Here is a 15,429-nt window from a genome sequence, read left to right on the forward strand (position 1 = left end):
TGGAAGACTGGATGAACAATCTTCCTAGAAAAATATTGGGTTATAAAACTCCAGCTCAACTATTTGAAGCTGAGTTAGATAAAATTTATAGAAAAACAGCTTAACAAATTTGTTGTTTCAAGTTGTTATTGCAATTTATGGGAAATTTATTTTTACGAGGCGTATTTATGGCAACCAAAAGAAAGACTAAAAGCTGGGAAGAACTTACCTTTGCGGACAATTACATGTTCACTCGTGTAATGAGAAACCTTGATGAATGCAAGCATCTTCTTGAAATCCTGCTCAAAATCAAGATTACGGAAATAACCATTCCTGAAGCGGAGTCCACCCTTGCCGCAAGCTACGAGGCAAAATCAATCCGCCTTGACGTGCGGACCAGCGATCCTGAGCATGAGTATGACATTGAGATGCAAACCACCAACGAGACATCCCTGCCGCTTCGGGCAAGGTACTATCAGAGCCTGATGGACATCGAGGCAACACAAAGGAGGACGAAATACAAGAACCTGAAGCAGAATGTCGTAATCTTTATATGCCTCAAAGACCCGTTCGGCGAGGACAGGCCGGTTTACACCATCAAGAACGTCTGCATGGAAAAACCCGAAACAAAATACGATGACAAGATGATAAAAGTGTTTTACAACTGTGCTGCATGTGATAAAATGGAAGATGAAGAGACAAGAGCATTCCTGAAATATGTCGCGACGAAAAAATCGACCACAGCCTATACTTCGCGGCTGGATAAGCTTGTCGAGGAGCTGAAAGTGACACCGCGCGAACAACTCTATTACAATAACTGGCTTGATATTACAGATGAAATCCGTGAAGAAGCACGCGAAGAGGGCCGTGAGGAAGGACGTGAAGAAGGACGCATGGTTGGCCGGGAAGAGGGAGCGCAGGCAAAGGCCATTGAAAACGCCCGAAACTTTCTGAAAGAAACGGACTTATCTGTCGAGAAAATTGCTCAGTGCTGTTCCCTTCCGCTGGAACGGGTGATTGCACTCAAAGACGAGTTGAAAGTAGAAAGCTGAAAATCCTCTTCCAGTTCCGGATTATCATATCTCATTGCTCATAATCCTTAAAATCACTATAATTTAATAATCCTTAGAAAGTTGTCGGGAGTGTTCCGGCGATTACATTTTTCCTTTTGGAGTTAAAAAATGGCTGTCAATTACAAAGATTCAGGCGTTGATGTTGAGGAAGGCTACAATGCCGTCAACGAATACAAAGTTCATGCTAAACGCACCCGCATTCCGGGTCTTCTCACTGATTTGGGAAGTTTCAACGGCATGTTTGAAATCCCAAAAGGAATCCAAAATCCTGTAATGGTTTCTGGAACTGACGGTGTCGGCACCAAACTCGAAATCGCTTTCCAGCTTAAAAAATATGACACTGTTGGCATTGACTGTGTTGCCATGAGCGTAAACGACATCCTCTGCTCTGGTGTTCAGACATCTTTCTTCCTTGATTATGTTGCTTGCGGCAAATTGGACGCAAAAGTTGCAGGTCAGCTCGTAAAAGGCATCGCAGACGGTTGTGTTGACACTGGCTGTGCTCTTCTTGGCGGTGAGACTGCTGAAATGCCTGGTTTCTACGACGAAGGCAAATATGACCTCGCAGGTTTCGGCGTGGGAGTAGGCGACAAAGAAAAAATGATTACAGGCACCAAAATCGAAGCCGGTGACGTTCTTATCGGTCTTTCTTCTACTGGCTGCCACTCAAACGGCTATTCTCTGGTTCGCAAGCTTGTTTCTGATTTTGACACACCTTTCGCTGGCAAAACAATCGGTGAAGTTCTTCTTACACCAACCCGCATTTACGTGCGCCCTGTAATGGACGTTCTTTCTGTATTTGGCGAGAGCGTTCACGGCATGGTTCATATCACTGGCGGCGGATTCTACGAGAATGTTCCTCGCATGTACGCAAAAGGAAAGAATCTCGTTTCTGTAATCAAAAAGGATTCATGGCCAAAGCCGGCAATTTTTGACGAGCTTATCCGCCGTGGTGCTGATTCAGAAGGCGTTTGGGGCACATTCAACATGGGTATCGGTTTCATCCTCGCTGTAAAGGCAAGCGATGCAGACGCAATCATTGCCCGCTTCAACGAAAAGGCCGCAAGCTTCGAGACAGAGCCTTACACAAAGGCCGGTGCCGTTCCGCTCAAAGCCTACAAAATCGGTCATGTTGAGGCCGCTACAAAAGACCTCGGCGAAGACCTCAAAGGCAGCCACGAAGCTACAAAACTGATTTAATTAGAATCTCACAAAGACGGTCTTAAACGGCCGTCTTTTTTTCCGGATATTTAAATAATCATGAAAAAAGTTTTTTATATTCTTGCATCAGTTTTTGCTGTCGGAATTTCCATGTTGTTCCTGTTATCTTCCTGTGACAAAAAGATTTACTTTGCCTTGCAGAACTTCATGGACAGGCGGGAACCTAAAGTTCCTCTGGTGCTTGCTTCATTTTCGGATTCTGATTTTGAAAAAACAGGCTTTTCCGTTCCTTCCAAAGAAGAGCTTTCCGAGGCCGTTTTGGTCGCGCAGGAGCTTGGGGCAGCCGGTTTCGGATATGATTTCGGCTCAAAAATTCCGGCTGAGGACATTGATTCGCTTGTCGTAAAATCTTCTGCAAATCTTCCAAAAGAAAAATCTTTGTTCAGCATCAAGCTTGTCTTCCCTTCAAAAAATGGCACAAAAATTGACCATAAAACTCCACAGCTTCCATCTCAAATTCTTGCTTCGGAAAAATGTTTTTCTCGGCATCTTGTTTATTTAAAGGATGGAAAATATTTTGCTGAGCCAGGATTTTCTGCAATCCTCGATTTTCTTGGCGTTAAAAAAATTGAAATTTCTGATTCTGAGATTGAACTTGCAGGTTTTGCTGATTCAAAAATCGCCAGCCCTGTAAAAATTCCGCGTGCTCCAGACGGTTCGGTTCTTCTGAAATATCCTGCGGATTCTTGGAAATCATTTTGCTCCGTTCCATTTTCTTCTTTTGCGGAGCTTGGTATGCTGGAAGAAAATCTTCACAAATATCTTAATGTCATGTCCTCGCGGGGCTTGTTCTGCGATTTGAATTCCGAAAATCCGCTTGATGTTTATAATTCGGCTTTGCTTGCAAAAAAATCGGGTGACAAGAATCAGTATTTTTCCCTCAAAAAAAAGTTTTATATGCTGATGCGGGCTTTTCTTGGCGGAAAACAGGAAAAGGCTCTTTCTGATTCGACGACTGATGAGAATGAGCGCGCGACTATAAAAAATTCTTTTTCGACTTGCCGGGTTATTTTTTCTGAGGTCGAGACTCTTCGCACCAAGCTTTCTGAGCCACTTTCAGGCTCTTTCTGCGTTTTTGCGCTTGTTTCGGAGTCCGCCGCAGATTTTGTTCCGTCGCCGTTCGATTCAAAATTTCCTGCTCCGCTTCTTTCTTATGTCCTTGCAAACATGATTTTTTCGGGCGATTTTATCCGTGCACTTCCTTTTGTTTTTCAGATTCTGATTGCGCTTTTTGCCTGTCTTTCATTTGCCTTTCTTGCATTAAAAATCCGTAAAACCCCGGTCTTGGTCGGTCTTTCGGTTTTCTGGATTCTTCTTTTTGCATCTGTCCTTGTTTTCCTGGCGGTTTATTTTAGAATTTTCGCTGGATTCTGCATTCCTTTAGCTTCCCTTCTGATTCTTTCACTTGTTTTGAATTTTAGTCATTTCAGGGAAAATGAGAAAAAATTGATTGAAGTTTCGCAGTCCTTTTCTCAGGTCATTCATGGCGGCGTGCTAAAAAAAATAATGTCGCATCCTTTTGATTTTGTTCTTGATGGCGAAAAATCTTCCGTTTCGTTGCTTTCACTTTCAATAAGGAATATTTCTGTTCTCCGGGCAATTCTCAGCGGGAATCAGTTCGTTGCGTTTTTGAATCATTATTTTGATGCTGCGGCAGAATGTGTCTTGAAATCAAACGGAATTGTCGAGTCTTATCGTGATGATGAAGTGATTGCCGTGTTCGGTGCTCCTGAGCATTGTGAAAATCACGGCCTGCTTGCACTTGAGGCTGCTCTTGCAATTAAAAAACAAATAAAATCCATAAACGAGGACATAAAAATTCTTCCAAATTCACCGAAGCCCGACGGAATGAATGATGATTTGTTTACGGCATTCTTTATTCTTAGTAACAACGGCGTTAAAATCATTGCTGATGTCGGAGTTTGGGGCGGAGAATCTTTCCTTGCCTGCATGGGAAGTGAGTCAAAAAAATCTTTCCGGATTGCAGACGGCTCGTGGAAAAATGCCATTGCACTCAAGGATTCTGCCAAAAAATACGATGCGGCTGGAATCATGCTGAATGGTGATGCCCGTGATTCAGTGCGTGATGAGTACATTATCAGAAAACTTGGCGCAGACAGCGAGGATATTTCTGAAAGCGTTTATGAGGTTCTGGATTCATTTTCTTCTGATGATGACAAGATTTTTAATTACGCGAATTTCTGGAATCAGGCGGTTGCATTGCTTGAAAAAGGTGAGAATGAAAAATCTCTGGCGATGTTCGTTAAGCTTAGTGAGGGGCGTCCCGGCGACAGGTCAGCCCGATATTTTATAAATTATCTAAATGGGAGTAAAACAAAAGAATGAAAATTGCAGTTTTAGTAAGCGGAGGCGGAACGAACCTTCAGGCTCTTATTGATTACGAGAAGTCTAATCCTGACTGTCCTTACAAAATCGCGCTCGTCGTGTCAAATACAAAAAATGCTTATGCGCTTGAGCGTGCCAAAAATGCTGGAATTCCTGCTGAAATCCGAAGCCCGTTCTCTGTCCTCGGTGCAGATAAAGCAAAGACTTCTGACCGTGATACAAAAAGAATTGCTATAAGCGATGCAATCCTTGATTTGTGCAAGGAATATCAGATTGATGCGATTGTCCTCGCCGGCTATCTTTCTGTCCTGGGCGGCAAAATCATCGATGAGTATTCTGGAAGAATCATAAACCTTCATCCGGCTCTTCTTCCAAAATTCGGCGGGGTGGGGATGTGGGGGCATAATGTCCATGAGGCTGTCCTTGCGGCTGGCGAAAAAGAAAGCGGCTGTACGGTTCATCTCGTTGATTCTGGCTGCGACACAGGGAAAATTCTTGTGCAGAAAAAAGTTCCTGTCCTTCCTGGAGACACGCCTGATACTCTTTATGCCCGAATTGCCCCTGAGGAACATGAGGCTATGGTTGAGGGAGTCTGCGTGCTTGCCCGAATGATTTCTGAAAAATAACTTTAAAAGTTGTTGCGAAAATATAGTTTTTTGCCGATAATGTAACATTGGAAGTCGTAAAAGGGACAAGGTGAATAATATTAAAATAATCTTTCTTTTTTTACTTGACTTTGAAAAACTTACTGTTAAAATAGATTATATGAGTGATTACCTTGATTCTACTAATGAAGAATTGTTAAAGGACTACTTCTCTGAGTCAGAAATGATGGTCGATAACCTTGAGAGCAATATTCTTGCTATCGAGAACGACCCTAACAATCATGACGCTATCGATGAAATTTTCCGTGCGGCACATACTCTCAAAGGAAATTCAGCAACTGTTGAATTCAGTGAGATTGCGCATTTCGCGCATACAATGGAAGATCTTCTCGATGAGGTTCGTTCTGATAAAATTAAAGTAACCGAAGACATTGTTGATACTCTTTTGACTGCTCTTGACGTAATTAAGGCCATGCTTGAAGAACGCAAGAATGGTTCTGTTTATGGCGAGAGCGTAGATGAAATCACCGAAAAGATTAAGGCGATGATTGCTGGTAGTGGCGGTGCTCCAAAAGCTGCTGCTGCTCCGGCTCCACAGGCTGCACCTGCTGCCGCTGCTCCAGCTCCGGCTGCTTCTGGAAGTGCTCCTACGGTAAATCTTTCTGAATATGAGCTTGTTGAACTCAAGCAGGGCTGTGCTCCAGGTCAGCAGCTTTGGTCAGTTGCTGTTACATTCGACGAAAGCAACCCTATGAATTCTGTAGGCGGTATTCAGGTATTTGCCGCTCTCAAAGCTTGTGGTACAGTCCTCAAAACTATTCCTGATTTCGATGCTCTTTACGAGGATGAATTCCATAAAGATGTAATTTATTTCGTAGCTTCAAATAACACTGGTGAGCAGCTTGAAGATACGGCTTTCCTTGATGATGTAACACTGAGTGTTGATGCTCAAAATCTTGACAATGCCGTTACAAGCGATTCTGGTGCTTCGGAAGCTCCGGCCGCTCCTGCACCTGTTGCTCCTCAGCCAGCACCTGTTGCCGAGGCTCCTGCCCCTGCCGCTCCGGCGGCTCCCGCACCACAGCCTGCCGCTGCAACTCCGGCCGCCGAGGCTCCAAAAAAAGAAGCTCCGAAACCGGCTGCAAAAACAGCTCCTGCAACGGGCCATGCTCAGCAGAGCACTATTCTCCGCGTAGACTCAAAGCGAGTTGATAACCTCATGAACCTTGTTTCTGAGACTGTCATCACAAAGGCTTCTTTCAACCAGAGCCAGCAGCAGTTCGCGGACATGCTCATTCAGTTCCAGAACCTCGATTCTTCTTACAAAGAAAAGATTCGCCGCATGTTCGAGCAGCTTCCTCAGTATCTCGAAGAAATTCAGAATGGAGTTGCTGTTAAGGACATCAAGGCAAATATTACAAACGATTTCGGCGACATCGCAACATTCTTCGATGCTTTCGAAAATCGTTTCAAGGATTTGAATTCCAAATTCCATTCTTCTACCCAGAACCTCGGTCGCATCACAGGCGAGCTGCAGGAAGGTATCATGAAAATCCGAATGGTTCCTATCAGTCAGGTTTTCGACCGCTTCCCTCGTGTTGTACGCGACTTGCAGAAGGATTTGGGCAAAAAAGTCAATTTGATTCTTGAAGGTGAAGACACCGAGCTTGATAAAACTGTAGTTGATGACCTCATGGATCCAATCATGCACTGTGTCCGAAACTCAGTTGACCACGGTATTGAGTCTCCAGAAGTCCGCAAAAATGCCGGCAAAGACGAGACGGGTACTGTTCTTCTCAAAGCTGCCAACGAAGGCAACAGCATTGTAATCGATGTCGTTGATGATGGCGGCGGAATCAATGCAGAAAAGGTCAAAAAGAAGGCTATCGATAAAGGCCTCATTCACCCAAGCAAAGTTCTTTCCGATCAGGAAGCAGCACAGCTTATCTTCCTGCCGGGATTCTCAACTGCCGAAAAAATCACCAATGTTTCTGGCCGTGGCGTAGGTCTTGATGTCGTCAAAACGATGATTGAAAAGCTCAACGGTACGATTCAGGTAACAAGCGAGCATGGCAAAGGCTCTAAGTTCTCTATCCGTCTGCCGCTTACTTTGGCTATCATTCAGGGCTTGCTCGTGCGTGTTGGCCGCGAAGTTTATTCAATCCCAATCGCATCGGTTATCGAAAGTGTTCGGGTTAAAAAATCTGAAATCAACACAATCGACAACCACGAGGTTTTGAATGTCCGAAACGAGGTAATTTCTGTGCTTCGTTTGAGCCGTTTGTTCAATATCCGTACAAACGAGGACGGAGAATATTGCTTCGTCGTAATCGTCGGCTCTCAGGACAAAAAGATTGGTGTCATGGTTGACAACCTTATCGGCGAGGAAGATGTCGTTATCAAGCCTTTGCGCGATCAGTTTACGCAGTCACCTGGAATCTCTGGTGCCTCAATCTTGGGTGATGGTTCAGTCTCGCTCATTATTGATGTAACTCAGTTGCTTGAGCTTGGTGTTCGTCAGGAAATGCAGGCTCGCCAGGAAAACAGCATAGAGGACTAAGGAGAAGATTCATGGAAAATACAACCGAAAAGCCTTCTATCAACTCCGTTTTAAAAGAGAGCTTGGGTAATATTCAGAATATTGCAGGCCCTGATGCCGCAGAGACTCCACGACAGGACAATTTGGTCGTTGTTGACTACAAAATGGTCACATTCTCTCTTGCTGGCAAGGACTATGCTATTGATATCATGAAGGTCAAGGAAATTGCAAAAGCCGGCCGGTTCACTTATGTGCCTAACGCATTGCCGTTTGTGCTTGGCGTTTACAACCTTCGTGGTGACATCATTCCGATTATTGATTTGCGATTGTTCTTCAATATCGATATGCCTGAGCGTGAGTATGATGCTCTTGAAAATATGCTTATCGTCTCAATCGGTGAGCTTACTTTTGGTATCGTTGTTGATGAAATCGACAAAGTTGTCGGAATCCAAAAATCAAGCATCAATCCGCCACACCCATTGTTTGGTGACATCAACATCAAATATATTCAGGGTGTTGTCGAGGTCAATAACCGCTTGTATGTCCTTCTCGACATTGAAAAAATCTTTGGTTCAAAGACTGATAACAAGGCTTCCGAAGATGCCGTAATGAAGGAAATGTCTGCGAGGATAGCTAATTCTGCTTCGCAGGGGGGCGGTGCAAAAAAACAGGCTGCTCCGGCACCTAAAAAGGAAGAGAAGGTCGATTATTCATTTGTAGTTGATTCTTTGACTTCAATGCGAAAATTCACTGCATCTATGCTGAACGACAAATGGATGCAGGTTCGATATAAGGAATGGGAAGGTGAGCGAGGCAAGGGCAAAACTCAGCTCCAGAATCCTACGGATGCCGACTTGTTCCTTAAAAAATTCTATTCTCCGTTCAGCGGAGCTTGGTGGGATAAGGCTTATGCAGATTCTATCTACAAGGCTTTGCCTGACAATACCGCTAAACAGATTGTCGTTTGGAATCCAGGCTGTGGAAAAGGTTGCGAGACTTATTCTTTGGCTTGTATTCTCAGAAAGCGTTATCCTGAGGCAAAAGTTAAGATTTATGCTCATGAAGTTGACTTGCTCAGTATTTCTAACGCTCCATTACTTGCAGTTCCTGCGGATGTTGCCAATGGTTGGTACGCGCCGTATATTACAAAAAAAGCTAACGGGGATTTCACTTTTATTCCAGAAATCCGCGATGGCATTATGTTTGAATATCATGATTGCGCTAACACCAATAATTTGCCATCTTGTGATATAATCTTCGCAAGGGATGTACTGTCATTCTTGCCGGCAGCCAGCCAGCAGACTATTGTCAACGAGTTCTATGAAAAACTCAAAGGAAACGGCGTTGTCTTGCTTGGTCAGAATGAATCTCTTGAAGAGGATCCTAAGTGGTCGGCAACGAAAGTTGGAACGGTGACTATTTTTGGTAAGAAATAGCAAAAAATAATATAGGAGTAAAAACTCATGAGAGTAGAGTACATTAACCCATTTGTTGAAACTTCATATCAAATCTTGAAAGAAGTCCTTGGTGGCGCAACCGTTACTCGTGGTGATTTGTATCTCAAATCGACTGCGATGCCTGTAATGGGTGTTGCTGCCCTCGTAGGTCTCGCTGGTGATGTTGAAGGTCGTGTTCTTTTCGATATGACTTTTGAGACAGCACTGAATATTGCTTCGGCAATGAACGGTGAGACTCTTACAAAATTCGATGAGCTTGCAAAGGCTACAATCAGTGAGCTTGCAAACCTCATCACTGCTCAGGCCGTAACAAAGTTGCATGAGCTTGGTTTTAAATTTGACCTTACTCCGCCTGCTCTTTTTGCGGGTGAAAAGATGGAAATCGCTGCTCTTGGTGGTGGCAATACAAACAGTGTAGAGGCTCTTATCGTTCCTCTTATTACTGAATGTGGTAAAATTGAAGTTAATGTCGCAATTCGCGAACGCGTATAATAAGGAGTGCTAAAATGAAAACAAAACAGGATTTTCCTTCAATTAACGAGCGTCCGCCAGAGGGCATGAATGCTGACGGCTCAAAAATCCGAGTGCTCGTTGTAGACGACTCAATGTTCGTTGCAAAACAGCTTGGGCAGATTCTCACAAGTGAAGGTTATGAGGTCGTAGCTACAGCTGTTGATGGTAAGGACGGCGTTGATAAATATAAAGAGTTGTGCCCGAATATCGATTTGGTAACAATGGATATTACTATGCCTCGCATGGACGGTATCACGGCTCTTGAGCAGATTGTTGCATTCGACAAAAATGCCCGCGTTGTCATGGTTTCAGCTCTTGGTAAAGAGGAATTGGTTAAAAAGTCACTTCTTCTTGGTGCAAAGAACTATATCGTAAAACCTCTTGACCGCAAAAAGGTTCTTGAGCGAATCTCTGCTGCTCTCAAATAGTCAGTAACCACAGAATACAAATATTCTGTGGTGGTTTAGGATTTGATAAAAATCCTAAAAGCGAATGGGGCAAGGCTGTGACCTAAGCGTGCCTTGACCGCTCGTATTTTGTTTTTACATTTTTCTCTCAGCGCGTAGCATTAAAACAAACATAGATGTTTTATTCGCTACGTGTTTTTTTGCTCAAAATATTAAGAGATATTTGTGGATTGTTGTTTCGTGATGCACAAATACTTGCCGCATTTAATCCGCTATTAATTGCATCTATTTATAGTATTTTTTTTCTTATTCTGATATAATCTATTACATGTTTCAAGTTCGTGTTAAGGCTGATTTTGCGGCGGCTCATTTTTTGCGTGATTATCACGGAAAATGCGAAAATTTGCACGGCCACAATTACAAAGTTTATGCCCATGTTCAGGGAAAGAATCTTGACGAGGGCGGAATGCTCCTTGATTTTACGGAGTTGAAAGAGGCATTAAAGGCTGTTTGTGAAAAGCTAGATCACACAAATTTGAACGACATCGCTTTTTTTGAGCAGAATCCAAGTGCGGAGCGAATAGCAATGTACATTTATAATGGAATTATTAAATTGATTCCTAGCTTAAAAAAAACAGATGGCGAAGCGGCGTATCTATACGCAATTGATGTTTTTGAGACGGATAATAACAGGGCAAGGTTCATGCCTGATTAAAAGGCTAGGGTATGTAGCCCCGAAGTAGCCGAAGGCTATGAGCGTTAGCGAAGGGCGGAACACCCGACCCGAAGGGTAGCCCCATGGAGATTTTTATGAAACAGATTTCGATTCTTGATTCTACTTTGCGGGATGGTTCTCAGGGCGAGGGCATCTCTTACTCGGTGCAGGATAAAATTAATATCGTTAAGGCTTTGGACGAGCTTGGGGTGAGCTATATTGAGGCGGGAAATCCTGGGTCGAATCCGAAGGACATGGAATTTTTTGCAGAGGCTAAAAAACTTAAGCTTGAGCACTCTAAGATTGTCGCTTTTGGCTCAACTCGTCGCAAAGGAATTAAGTGTGCCGAGGATGCCAATTTGCAGAGTTTGCTTGCGGCTGATACCGAGGTTGTCTGTATTTTCGGTAAGACTTGGGATTTTCAGGTTACGGACATCATTCATGCCACTCTCGAAGAAAATCTTGAGATGATTCGGGAGACGGTCGAGTTTTTGGTCGCAAATAATAAGGAAGTTATTTTTGATGCCGAGCATTTTTTCACTGGCTACAACGAGAATGCCGAATATGCGATGAAATGTCTGGAAGCGGCGGTTGAGGGCGGTGCAAAAACTTTGTGCTTGTGCGAGACTAAGGGCGGAATGTTGCCACTCCAGTGCTTTGAGATGACGAAAGATGTCTTCGGGCGTTTTGGAAAAATCGCTTCGATAGGTATACACACGCATAACGATTCTGGCTGTGCGGTCGCAAATTCGCTTCTTGCGGTTGAAGCTGGGGCGACTCATGTTCAGGGCGTTTTGCTCGGATTTGGCGAGCGCACTGGAAACGCAAATCTTTCTTCTATTATAGCTGATCTTCAGCTTAAAATGGATTGCTCTTGTATTCCTGCCGAGAATATGCAGAATCTCACTCCGATTTGTAAGCGGGTTGCTGAGATTACGAATATTGCGCTTGATGCCGGAATGCCTTATGTTGGTGGCAGCGCGTTTGCTCACAAGGCCGGAATGCACATCGATGCCGTTATTAAAAATCCGTTCGCTTACGAGCATGTTACTCCAGAATGCGTTGGAAATGAGCGCGTGTTCTTGATGAGCGAAGTTGCGGGCAAGAGCATGATTGTCGAGAAGGTTCAGAAATTCGACAAAACCCTCACAAAATCAAGTCCTATTGTCGCAGATATTGTCAATCGCGTTAAAGAACTGGAGCATCAGGGCTATCAGTTTGAGGGTGCGGATGCCAGTTTTGAGATTTTGGTTCGCAAGGCTATCGGAAAGTACCAGCCGTTCTATAATCTTCATTATTACAAGACGAGCGGTGAGTTCCCGCGCTTTGCCGATGATCAGAGTGCGTTCGCTCAGTTCAAAATTGATGTTGATGGAAAAGTTGTCGTGACTGCGGGTGACGGTGACGGTCCTGTAAACGCGCTCGATGTTGCGATGCGAAAGGCTTTGGAGCAGTTCTATCCGAATGTGGCTCAGATTCATCTTACTGATTATAAAGTTCGTGTCCTTGACGGAAAGGGAGCTACGGCCAGCCGGGTTCGTGTTTTGATTGAGTCCAGCGACGGCGATGAACATTGGGCTACGATGGGCGTTTCAAGCGACGTGATCGAGGCTTCTTATATCGCGCTCGTGGATTCATTTGAGTACAAATTGATTAAGGATTTGGAACGAAAATTCGGAAAATTGATGTAATTCGAACTTAGCAATTAACAGTTAGCAGTTAGCAGATTTTAACAGGACTTCGAGACTTTCTTTCTGAGTCCTGTTTTTTATTGCCGTTTGAAACTTTTTTCATTATATTTTGTTTATATAGTGAAAAGATTTTTTGCTTTGTCCGCAACAAGGGCTTGCTAGAAAATGAGGCTTTATTTTGAATATCGATGAACTTGCATCTGAGGCAGTTCCTGATGGAGATTTGCCGAAGGTTATAAACCGGGAGTTAATCAACAATCCCGATAATTTTTATAAGATGGCGTTCGAATTCCAGCAGATTATGATGGTTTACGAGAGCGCAATCAAGCAGATTGAGACAAAATTAGACATTCTTAACAAAGAAAATAAGGTTTCTGGGCGGCGTAATCCTATTGAGACCGTAAAATCGCGCGTAAAGTCACCGCAGAGCATTGCCGGTAAGCTCGAAAAACGGCATTTGCCAGTCACTTTTGACTCGATGGTCGAGAATCTCCACGATATTGCTGGTGTCCGCGTAATCTGTCCGTATATTTCCGATATTTATTCCGTTCGAGACATGCTTTTGAAGCAGCCGGACATCACTCTTCTTGAAGAAAAGGACTACATCAAAAATCCTAAAGAATCAGGCTACCGAAGTTTGCATCTCGTGATTGAGGTTCCGGTTTATCTTTCACAGGCTACGCATAATGTTAAGGTTGAGATTCAGTTGCGCACGATTGCCATGGATTTCTGGGCTTGCCTGGAGCATGAACTGCACTACAAAACCACTACGAATGTTCCTGAGAGCATTAGGCGGGAGCTTTTCCGTGTGGCGGAGACAATCGCCATGACTGACCGCGAGATGGAAGAAATCGCGATTGAGCTTCAGAATATGGATTGACAGAAAACGGCAGAAAATTTGACGATTCCAGAAAGGTGATATAAAATTAAATGTATTTTAAGTATTTATTTCGCTTTTCTGGAGAGTTTATTATGGAAAATTTTATGGATTTTCTTTCTAAAAAGAAAACCCTGCTTTTTTTGCTGATGTGTCTTTCTGTCCATGCCGTTTACGCCGTTGTTTTTGGCGTGCTTGGAATTTTCCCGCTCTTAATCTTAAATATTTTCAGCACGGTTTTCTATATAATGGTGCTCCTGCTTTTTAAGCGGAATCAGGATTTTTATATCGGTTTTACCTACTTTGAGATAATTACTTTTTCATTGTTAAGCGAAATATTTTCTGGCGGCGGATTTTTTTATATTTTCTTTGTGGTTGGAATGATTTCCGTGATTTTTTATCTTCTTCCACCTAAGACAAGGCTCAAGCATATTTATCAGGCAATCGGAAGTCTGTTTGCGATAGCGATTCTTTTGATTTACATAAATCGAATCTGTCTTTTTCCTGAATATTTGCCCCTCATGGAAGTTTATAAAAATAAAATTTGCTTCTTGAATCTGTGCATAACGCTTTTTACTTTGTTTTACATTTCAAATCTTTATTTCTACGAGCTAAACACTACCAGCGAGAAACTTGCGTATACCAGCAATCATGATTTATTGACAGGCCTTTTTAACCGCCGGTTTTTTGAGTATATCATGGAGCGCAACAAAACCGAAAATGAAAGCGAATATACAATCGCAATTTTTGACATAGACGATTTCAAAAAAATCAACGACACTTACGGGCATCAGGCCGGGGATGCTGTTTTGCAGACGGTCAGTGGAATAATCGGTGATTGTGCTAACAAAGGTTATATTCCGGTCAGGTGGGGCGGCGAGGAATTCATTCTTTTCATGCCACAAACTGGCGCAGAAAAGGCGTACGAATATTTGTCGTGCCTTTGCGAAAAAGTCAGGAATGAAGTCGTGGATTTTGACTCCAAAAAAATAAAAATCACACTCACTGTCGGAATGTGCACTGGCACAGACTTAATCAATTACGAGTCTATAATCAGAATAGCCGACAGCAGGCTCTACACCGGCAAACGCAGCGGAAAGAATCGAATCGTAAGGGCATGAGGGGGAAAGCCTTCCCCCTGGGTTCAGCTCGCAAGCGGTCTTCACCACACCCCCTTCTGCGGGGCAAAATCTATTTGCTCTCGGCCCCGCAACGCCCCAATTTCTGTGATGTAATCAAACTTCGCACTCGCGAATCAACTTTCCTTCTATAGAATACAGTCCGATTTTTATCTTACAGCTTTCCGTTTTCAGTTTTCCGCTTTCTACTTCCAAGATTCCGCAGGTTTTGCCGTCTTCACATTTCGGGAGAGAAATTGAGCCTGGATTAAAATAGAAAAGGCCGTTTTCTTCTTCCATTACGGTGACATGCGTGTGACCGCTCAGAACGATTGTACCTTTTGGAAGCCAGCTTGAAAGTTTTGCGCGGTCGTAAAGATGGCCGTGGTGCAAAAAGATTCGGCGGATTCCGCCTTGTGTGGGGAGTGCGATTGTGCTGTAAGCGTTAAGGCACGGGAATTTGAGCATCATTTCGTCAACTTCTGAGTCGCAGTTACCGCGCACACAGATAAGCTTTTCTTTGCGGGCATTCAAAAGTTCCGCGGTGCGTTTTGTGTCCCAGCCTTCAGGAAGCGGGTTCCGTGGGCCATGGTTGAGATAGTCGCCCAGGAGAATAATTGCGTCAACTTTGCTTTCAAAGGAAGCGAGGGCTGTTTCGAGACAGGCTGCGCTTCCGTGGATGTCGGATAGGATTAGGAAGGTCATATTATCGCATTGTACTACTTTTTTTAGAAAAATAAAATTTATTCGGAAGATTGTAAAATGAACTTGAAATAGTAAAAATAAAAACACCCATACAAATGGAAATTTGTTAATATGTTTTTCACCACAAAAACCAAAATTAACAAAGGAGAACCATAAGTATGGGCTTAAATCATGTTACTTTAA

The 15,429-nt window shown here is 43.4% G+C and carries 13 protein-coding genes; 12 read left to right on the forward strand and 1 reads right to left on the reverse strand.

Annotation, left to right across the window (positions count from 1 at the left end):
- The first annotated feature begins 167 nt into the window (after positions 1 to 167).
- The 12 genes from IJJ71_RS09325 (at position 168) to IJJ71_RS09380 (ending at position 14,544) form a co-directional block, all read left to right on the forward strand.
- The gene (locus tag IJJ71_RS09325; RefSeq protein ID WP_296846559.1) at positions 168 to 1,031 is read left to right on the forward strand and encodes an Rpn family recombination-promoting nuclease/putative transposase; all 864 of its coding nucleotides are present in this window, start codon (positions 168 to 170) and stop codon (positions 1,029 to 1,031) included.
- A gap of 129 nt (positions 1,032 to 1,160) precedes the next feature.
- A complete protein-coding gene (purM, locus tag IJJ71_RS09330; RefSeq protein ID WP_296846560.1) occupies positions 1,161 to 2,252 on the forward strand; it encodes a phosphoribosylformylglycinamidine cyclo-ligase in 1,092 nt (363 codons plus the stop codon).
- A gap of 60 nt (positions 2,253 to 2,312) precedes the next feature.
- A complete protein-coding gene (locus tag IJJ71_RS09335) occupies positions 2,313 to 4,619 on the forward strand; it encodes an adenylate/guanylate cyclase domain-containing protein (RefSeq protein ID WP_296846561.1) in 2,307 nt (768 codons plus the stop codon).
- Positions 4,616 to 5,245, forward strand: a complete 630-nt coding sequence (purN, locus tag IJJ71_RS09340; RefSeq protein WP_296846562.1) for a phosphoribosylglycinamide formyltransferase — start codon at positions 4,616 to 4,618, stop codon at positions 5,243 to 5,245. Before IJJ71_RS09335 ends, purN begins: the two co-directional genes overlap by 4 nt.
- 139 nt (positions 5,246 to 5,384) lie before the next feature.
- Positions 5,385 to 7,784 carry a chemotaxis protein CheA gene (locus IJJ71_RS09345; RefSeq protein WP_296846563.1) on the forward strand — a complete coding sequence of 800 codons (2,400 nt, stop codon included), beginning with the start codon at positions 5,385 to 5,387 and terminating at the stop codon, positions 7,782 to 7,784.
- Positions 7,785 to 7,795: 11 nt separating this feature from the next.
- Positions 7,796 to 9,199, forward strand: a complete 1,404-nt coding sequence (locus tag IJJ71_RS09350) for a CheR family methyltransferase (RefSeq protein WP_296846564.1) — start codon at positions 7,796 to 7,798, stop codon at positions 9,197 to 9,199.
- A 27-nt stretch (positions 9,200 to 9,226) separates the two neighbouring features.
- The gene (locus IJJ71_RS09355) at positions 9,227 to 9,712 is read left to right on the forward strand and encodes a chemotaxis protein CheX (protein WP_184659142.1); all 486 of its coding nucleotides are present in this window, start codon (positions 9,227 to 9,229) and stop codon (positions 9,710 to 9,712) included.
- Positions 9,713 to 9,726: 14 nt separating this feature from the next.
- Entirely contained in the window at positions 9,727 to 10,161 is a 435-nt protein-coding gene (locus IJJ71_RS09360; RefSeq protein ID WP_184659144.1) for a response regulator, read from the forward strand.
- A 307-nt stretch (positions 10,162 to 10,468) separates the two neighbouring features.
- Entirely contained in the window at positions 10,469 to 10,855 is a 387-nt protein-coding gene (gene queD, locus IJJ71_RS09365) for a 6-carboxytetrahydropterin synthase QueD (RefSeq protein ID WP_296846565.1), read from the forward strand.
- A gap of 95 nt (positions 10,856 to 10,950) precedes the next feature.
- A complete protein-coding gene (gene cimA / locus IJJ71_RS09370) occupies positions 10,951 to 12,546 on the forward strand; it encodes a citramalate synthase (RefSeq protein ID WP_296846566.1) in 1,596 nt (531 codons plus the stop codon).
- 178 nt (positions 12,547 to 12,724) lie between these two features.
- Positions 12,725 to 13,426 carry a GTP pyrophosphokinase gene (locus IJJ71_RS09375; protein ID WP_296846567.1) on the forward strand — a complete coding sequence of 234 codons (702 nt, stop codon included), beginning with the start codon at positions 12,725 to 12,727 and terminating at the stop codon, positions 13,424 to 13,426.
- Between the two features lie 92 nt (positions 13,427 to 13,518).
- Positions 13,519 to 14,544 (forward strand): GGDEF domain-containing protein, encoded by a 1,026-nt coding sequence (locus IJJ71_RS09380; protein WP_296846568.1) that lies wholly within the window; start codon positions 13,519 to 13,521, stop codon positions 14,542 to 14,544.
- Between the two features lie 114 nt (positions 14,545 to 14,658).
- Here the strand turns inward: IJJ71_RS09380 and yfcE are convergent, their stop codons facing one another.
- The gene (yfcE, locus tag IJJ71_RS09385; protein WP_296846569.1) at positions 14,659 to 15,246 is read right to left on the reverse strand and encodes a phosphodiesterase; all 588 of its coding nucleotides are present in this window, start codon (positions 15,244 to 15,246) and stop codon (positions 14,659 to 14,661) included.
- Positions 15,247 to 15,429 lie beyond the last annotated feature (183 nt).

Source organism: Treponema sp. (assembly GCF_017430385.1).
Taxonomy (GTDB): domain Bacteria; phylum Spirochaetota; class Spirochaetia; order Treponematales; family Treponemataceae; genus Treponema_D.

What these genes read in the sequence shown, in the direction of transcription:
- IJJ71_RS09345 (WP_296846563.1), top strand. Translation starts at nt 5,385, where the DNA reads ATGAGTGATTACCTTGATTCTACTAATGAAGAATTGTTAAAGGACTAC.
- purM (WP_296846560.1), top strand. Translation starts at nt 1,161, where the DNA reads ATGGCTGTCAATTACAAAGATTCAGGCGTTGATGTTGAGGAAGGCTAC.
- yfcE (WP_296846569.1), bottom strand. Translation starts at nt 15,246, where the DNA reads ATGACCTTCCTAATCCTATCCGACATCCACGGAAGCGCAGCCTGTCTC.
- queD (WP_296846565.1), top strand. Translation starts at nt 10,469, where the DNA reads ATGTTTCAAGTTCGTGTTAAGGCTGATTTTGCGGCGGCTCATTTTTTG.
- IJJ71_RS09360 (WP_184659144.1), top strand. Translation starts at nt 9,727, where the DNA reads ATGAAAACAAAACAGGATTTTCCTTCAATTAACGAGCGTCCGCCAGAG.
- IJJ71_RS09335 (WP_296846561.1), top strand. Translation starts at nt 2,313, where the DNA reads ATGAAAAAAGTTTTTTATATTCTTGCATCAGTTTTTGCTGTCGGAATT.
- IJJ71_RS09355 (WP_184659142.1), top strand. Translation starts at nt 9,227, where the DNA reads ATGAGAGTAGAGTACATTAACCCATTTGTTGAAACTTCATATCAAATC.
- cimA (WP_296846566.1), top strand. Translation starts at nt 10,951, where the DNA reads ATGAAACAGATTTCGATTCTTGATTCTACTTTGCGGGATGGTTCTCAG.
- IJJ71_RS09325 (WP_296846559.1), top strand. Translation starts at nt 168, where the DNA reads ATGGCAACCAAAAGAAAGACTAAAAGCTGGGAAGAACTTACCTTTGCG.
- purN (WP_296846562.1), top strand. Translation starts at nt 4,616, where the DNA reads ATGAAAATTGCAGTTTTAGTAAGCGGAGGCGGAACGAACCTTCAGGCT.
- IJJ71_RS09380 (WP_296846568.1), top strand. Translation starts at nt 13,519, where the DNA reads ATGGAAAATTTTATGGATTTTCTTTCTAAAAAGAAAACCCTGCTTTTT.
- IJJ71_RS09350 (WP_296846564.1), top strand. Translation starts at nt 7,796, where the DNA reads ATGGAAAATACAACCGAAAAGCCTTCTATCAACTCCGTTTTAAAAGAG.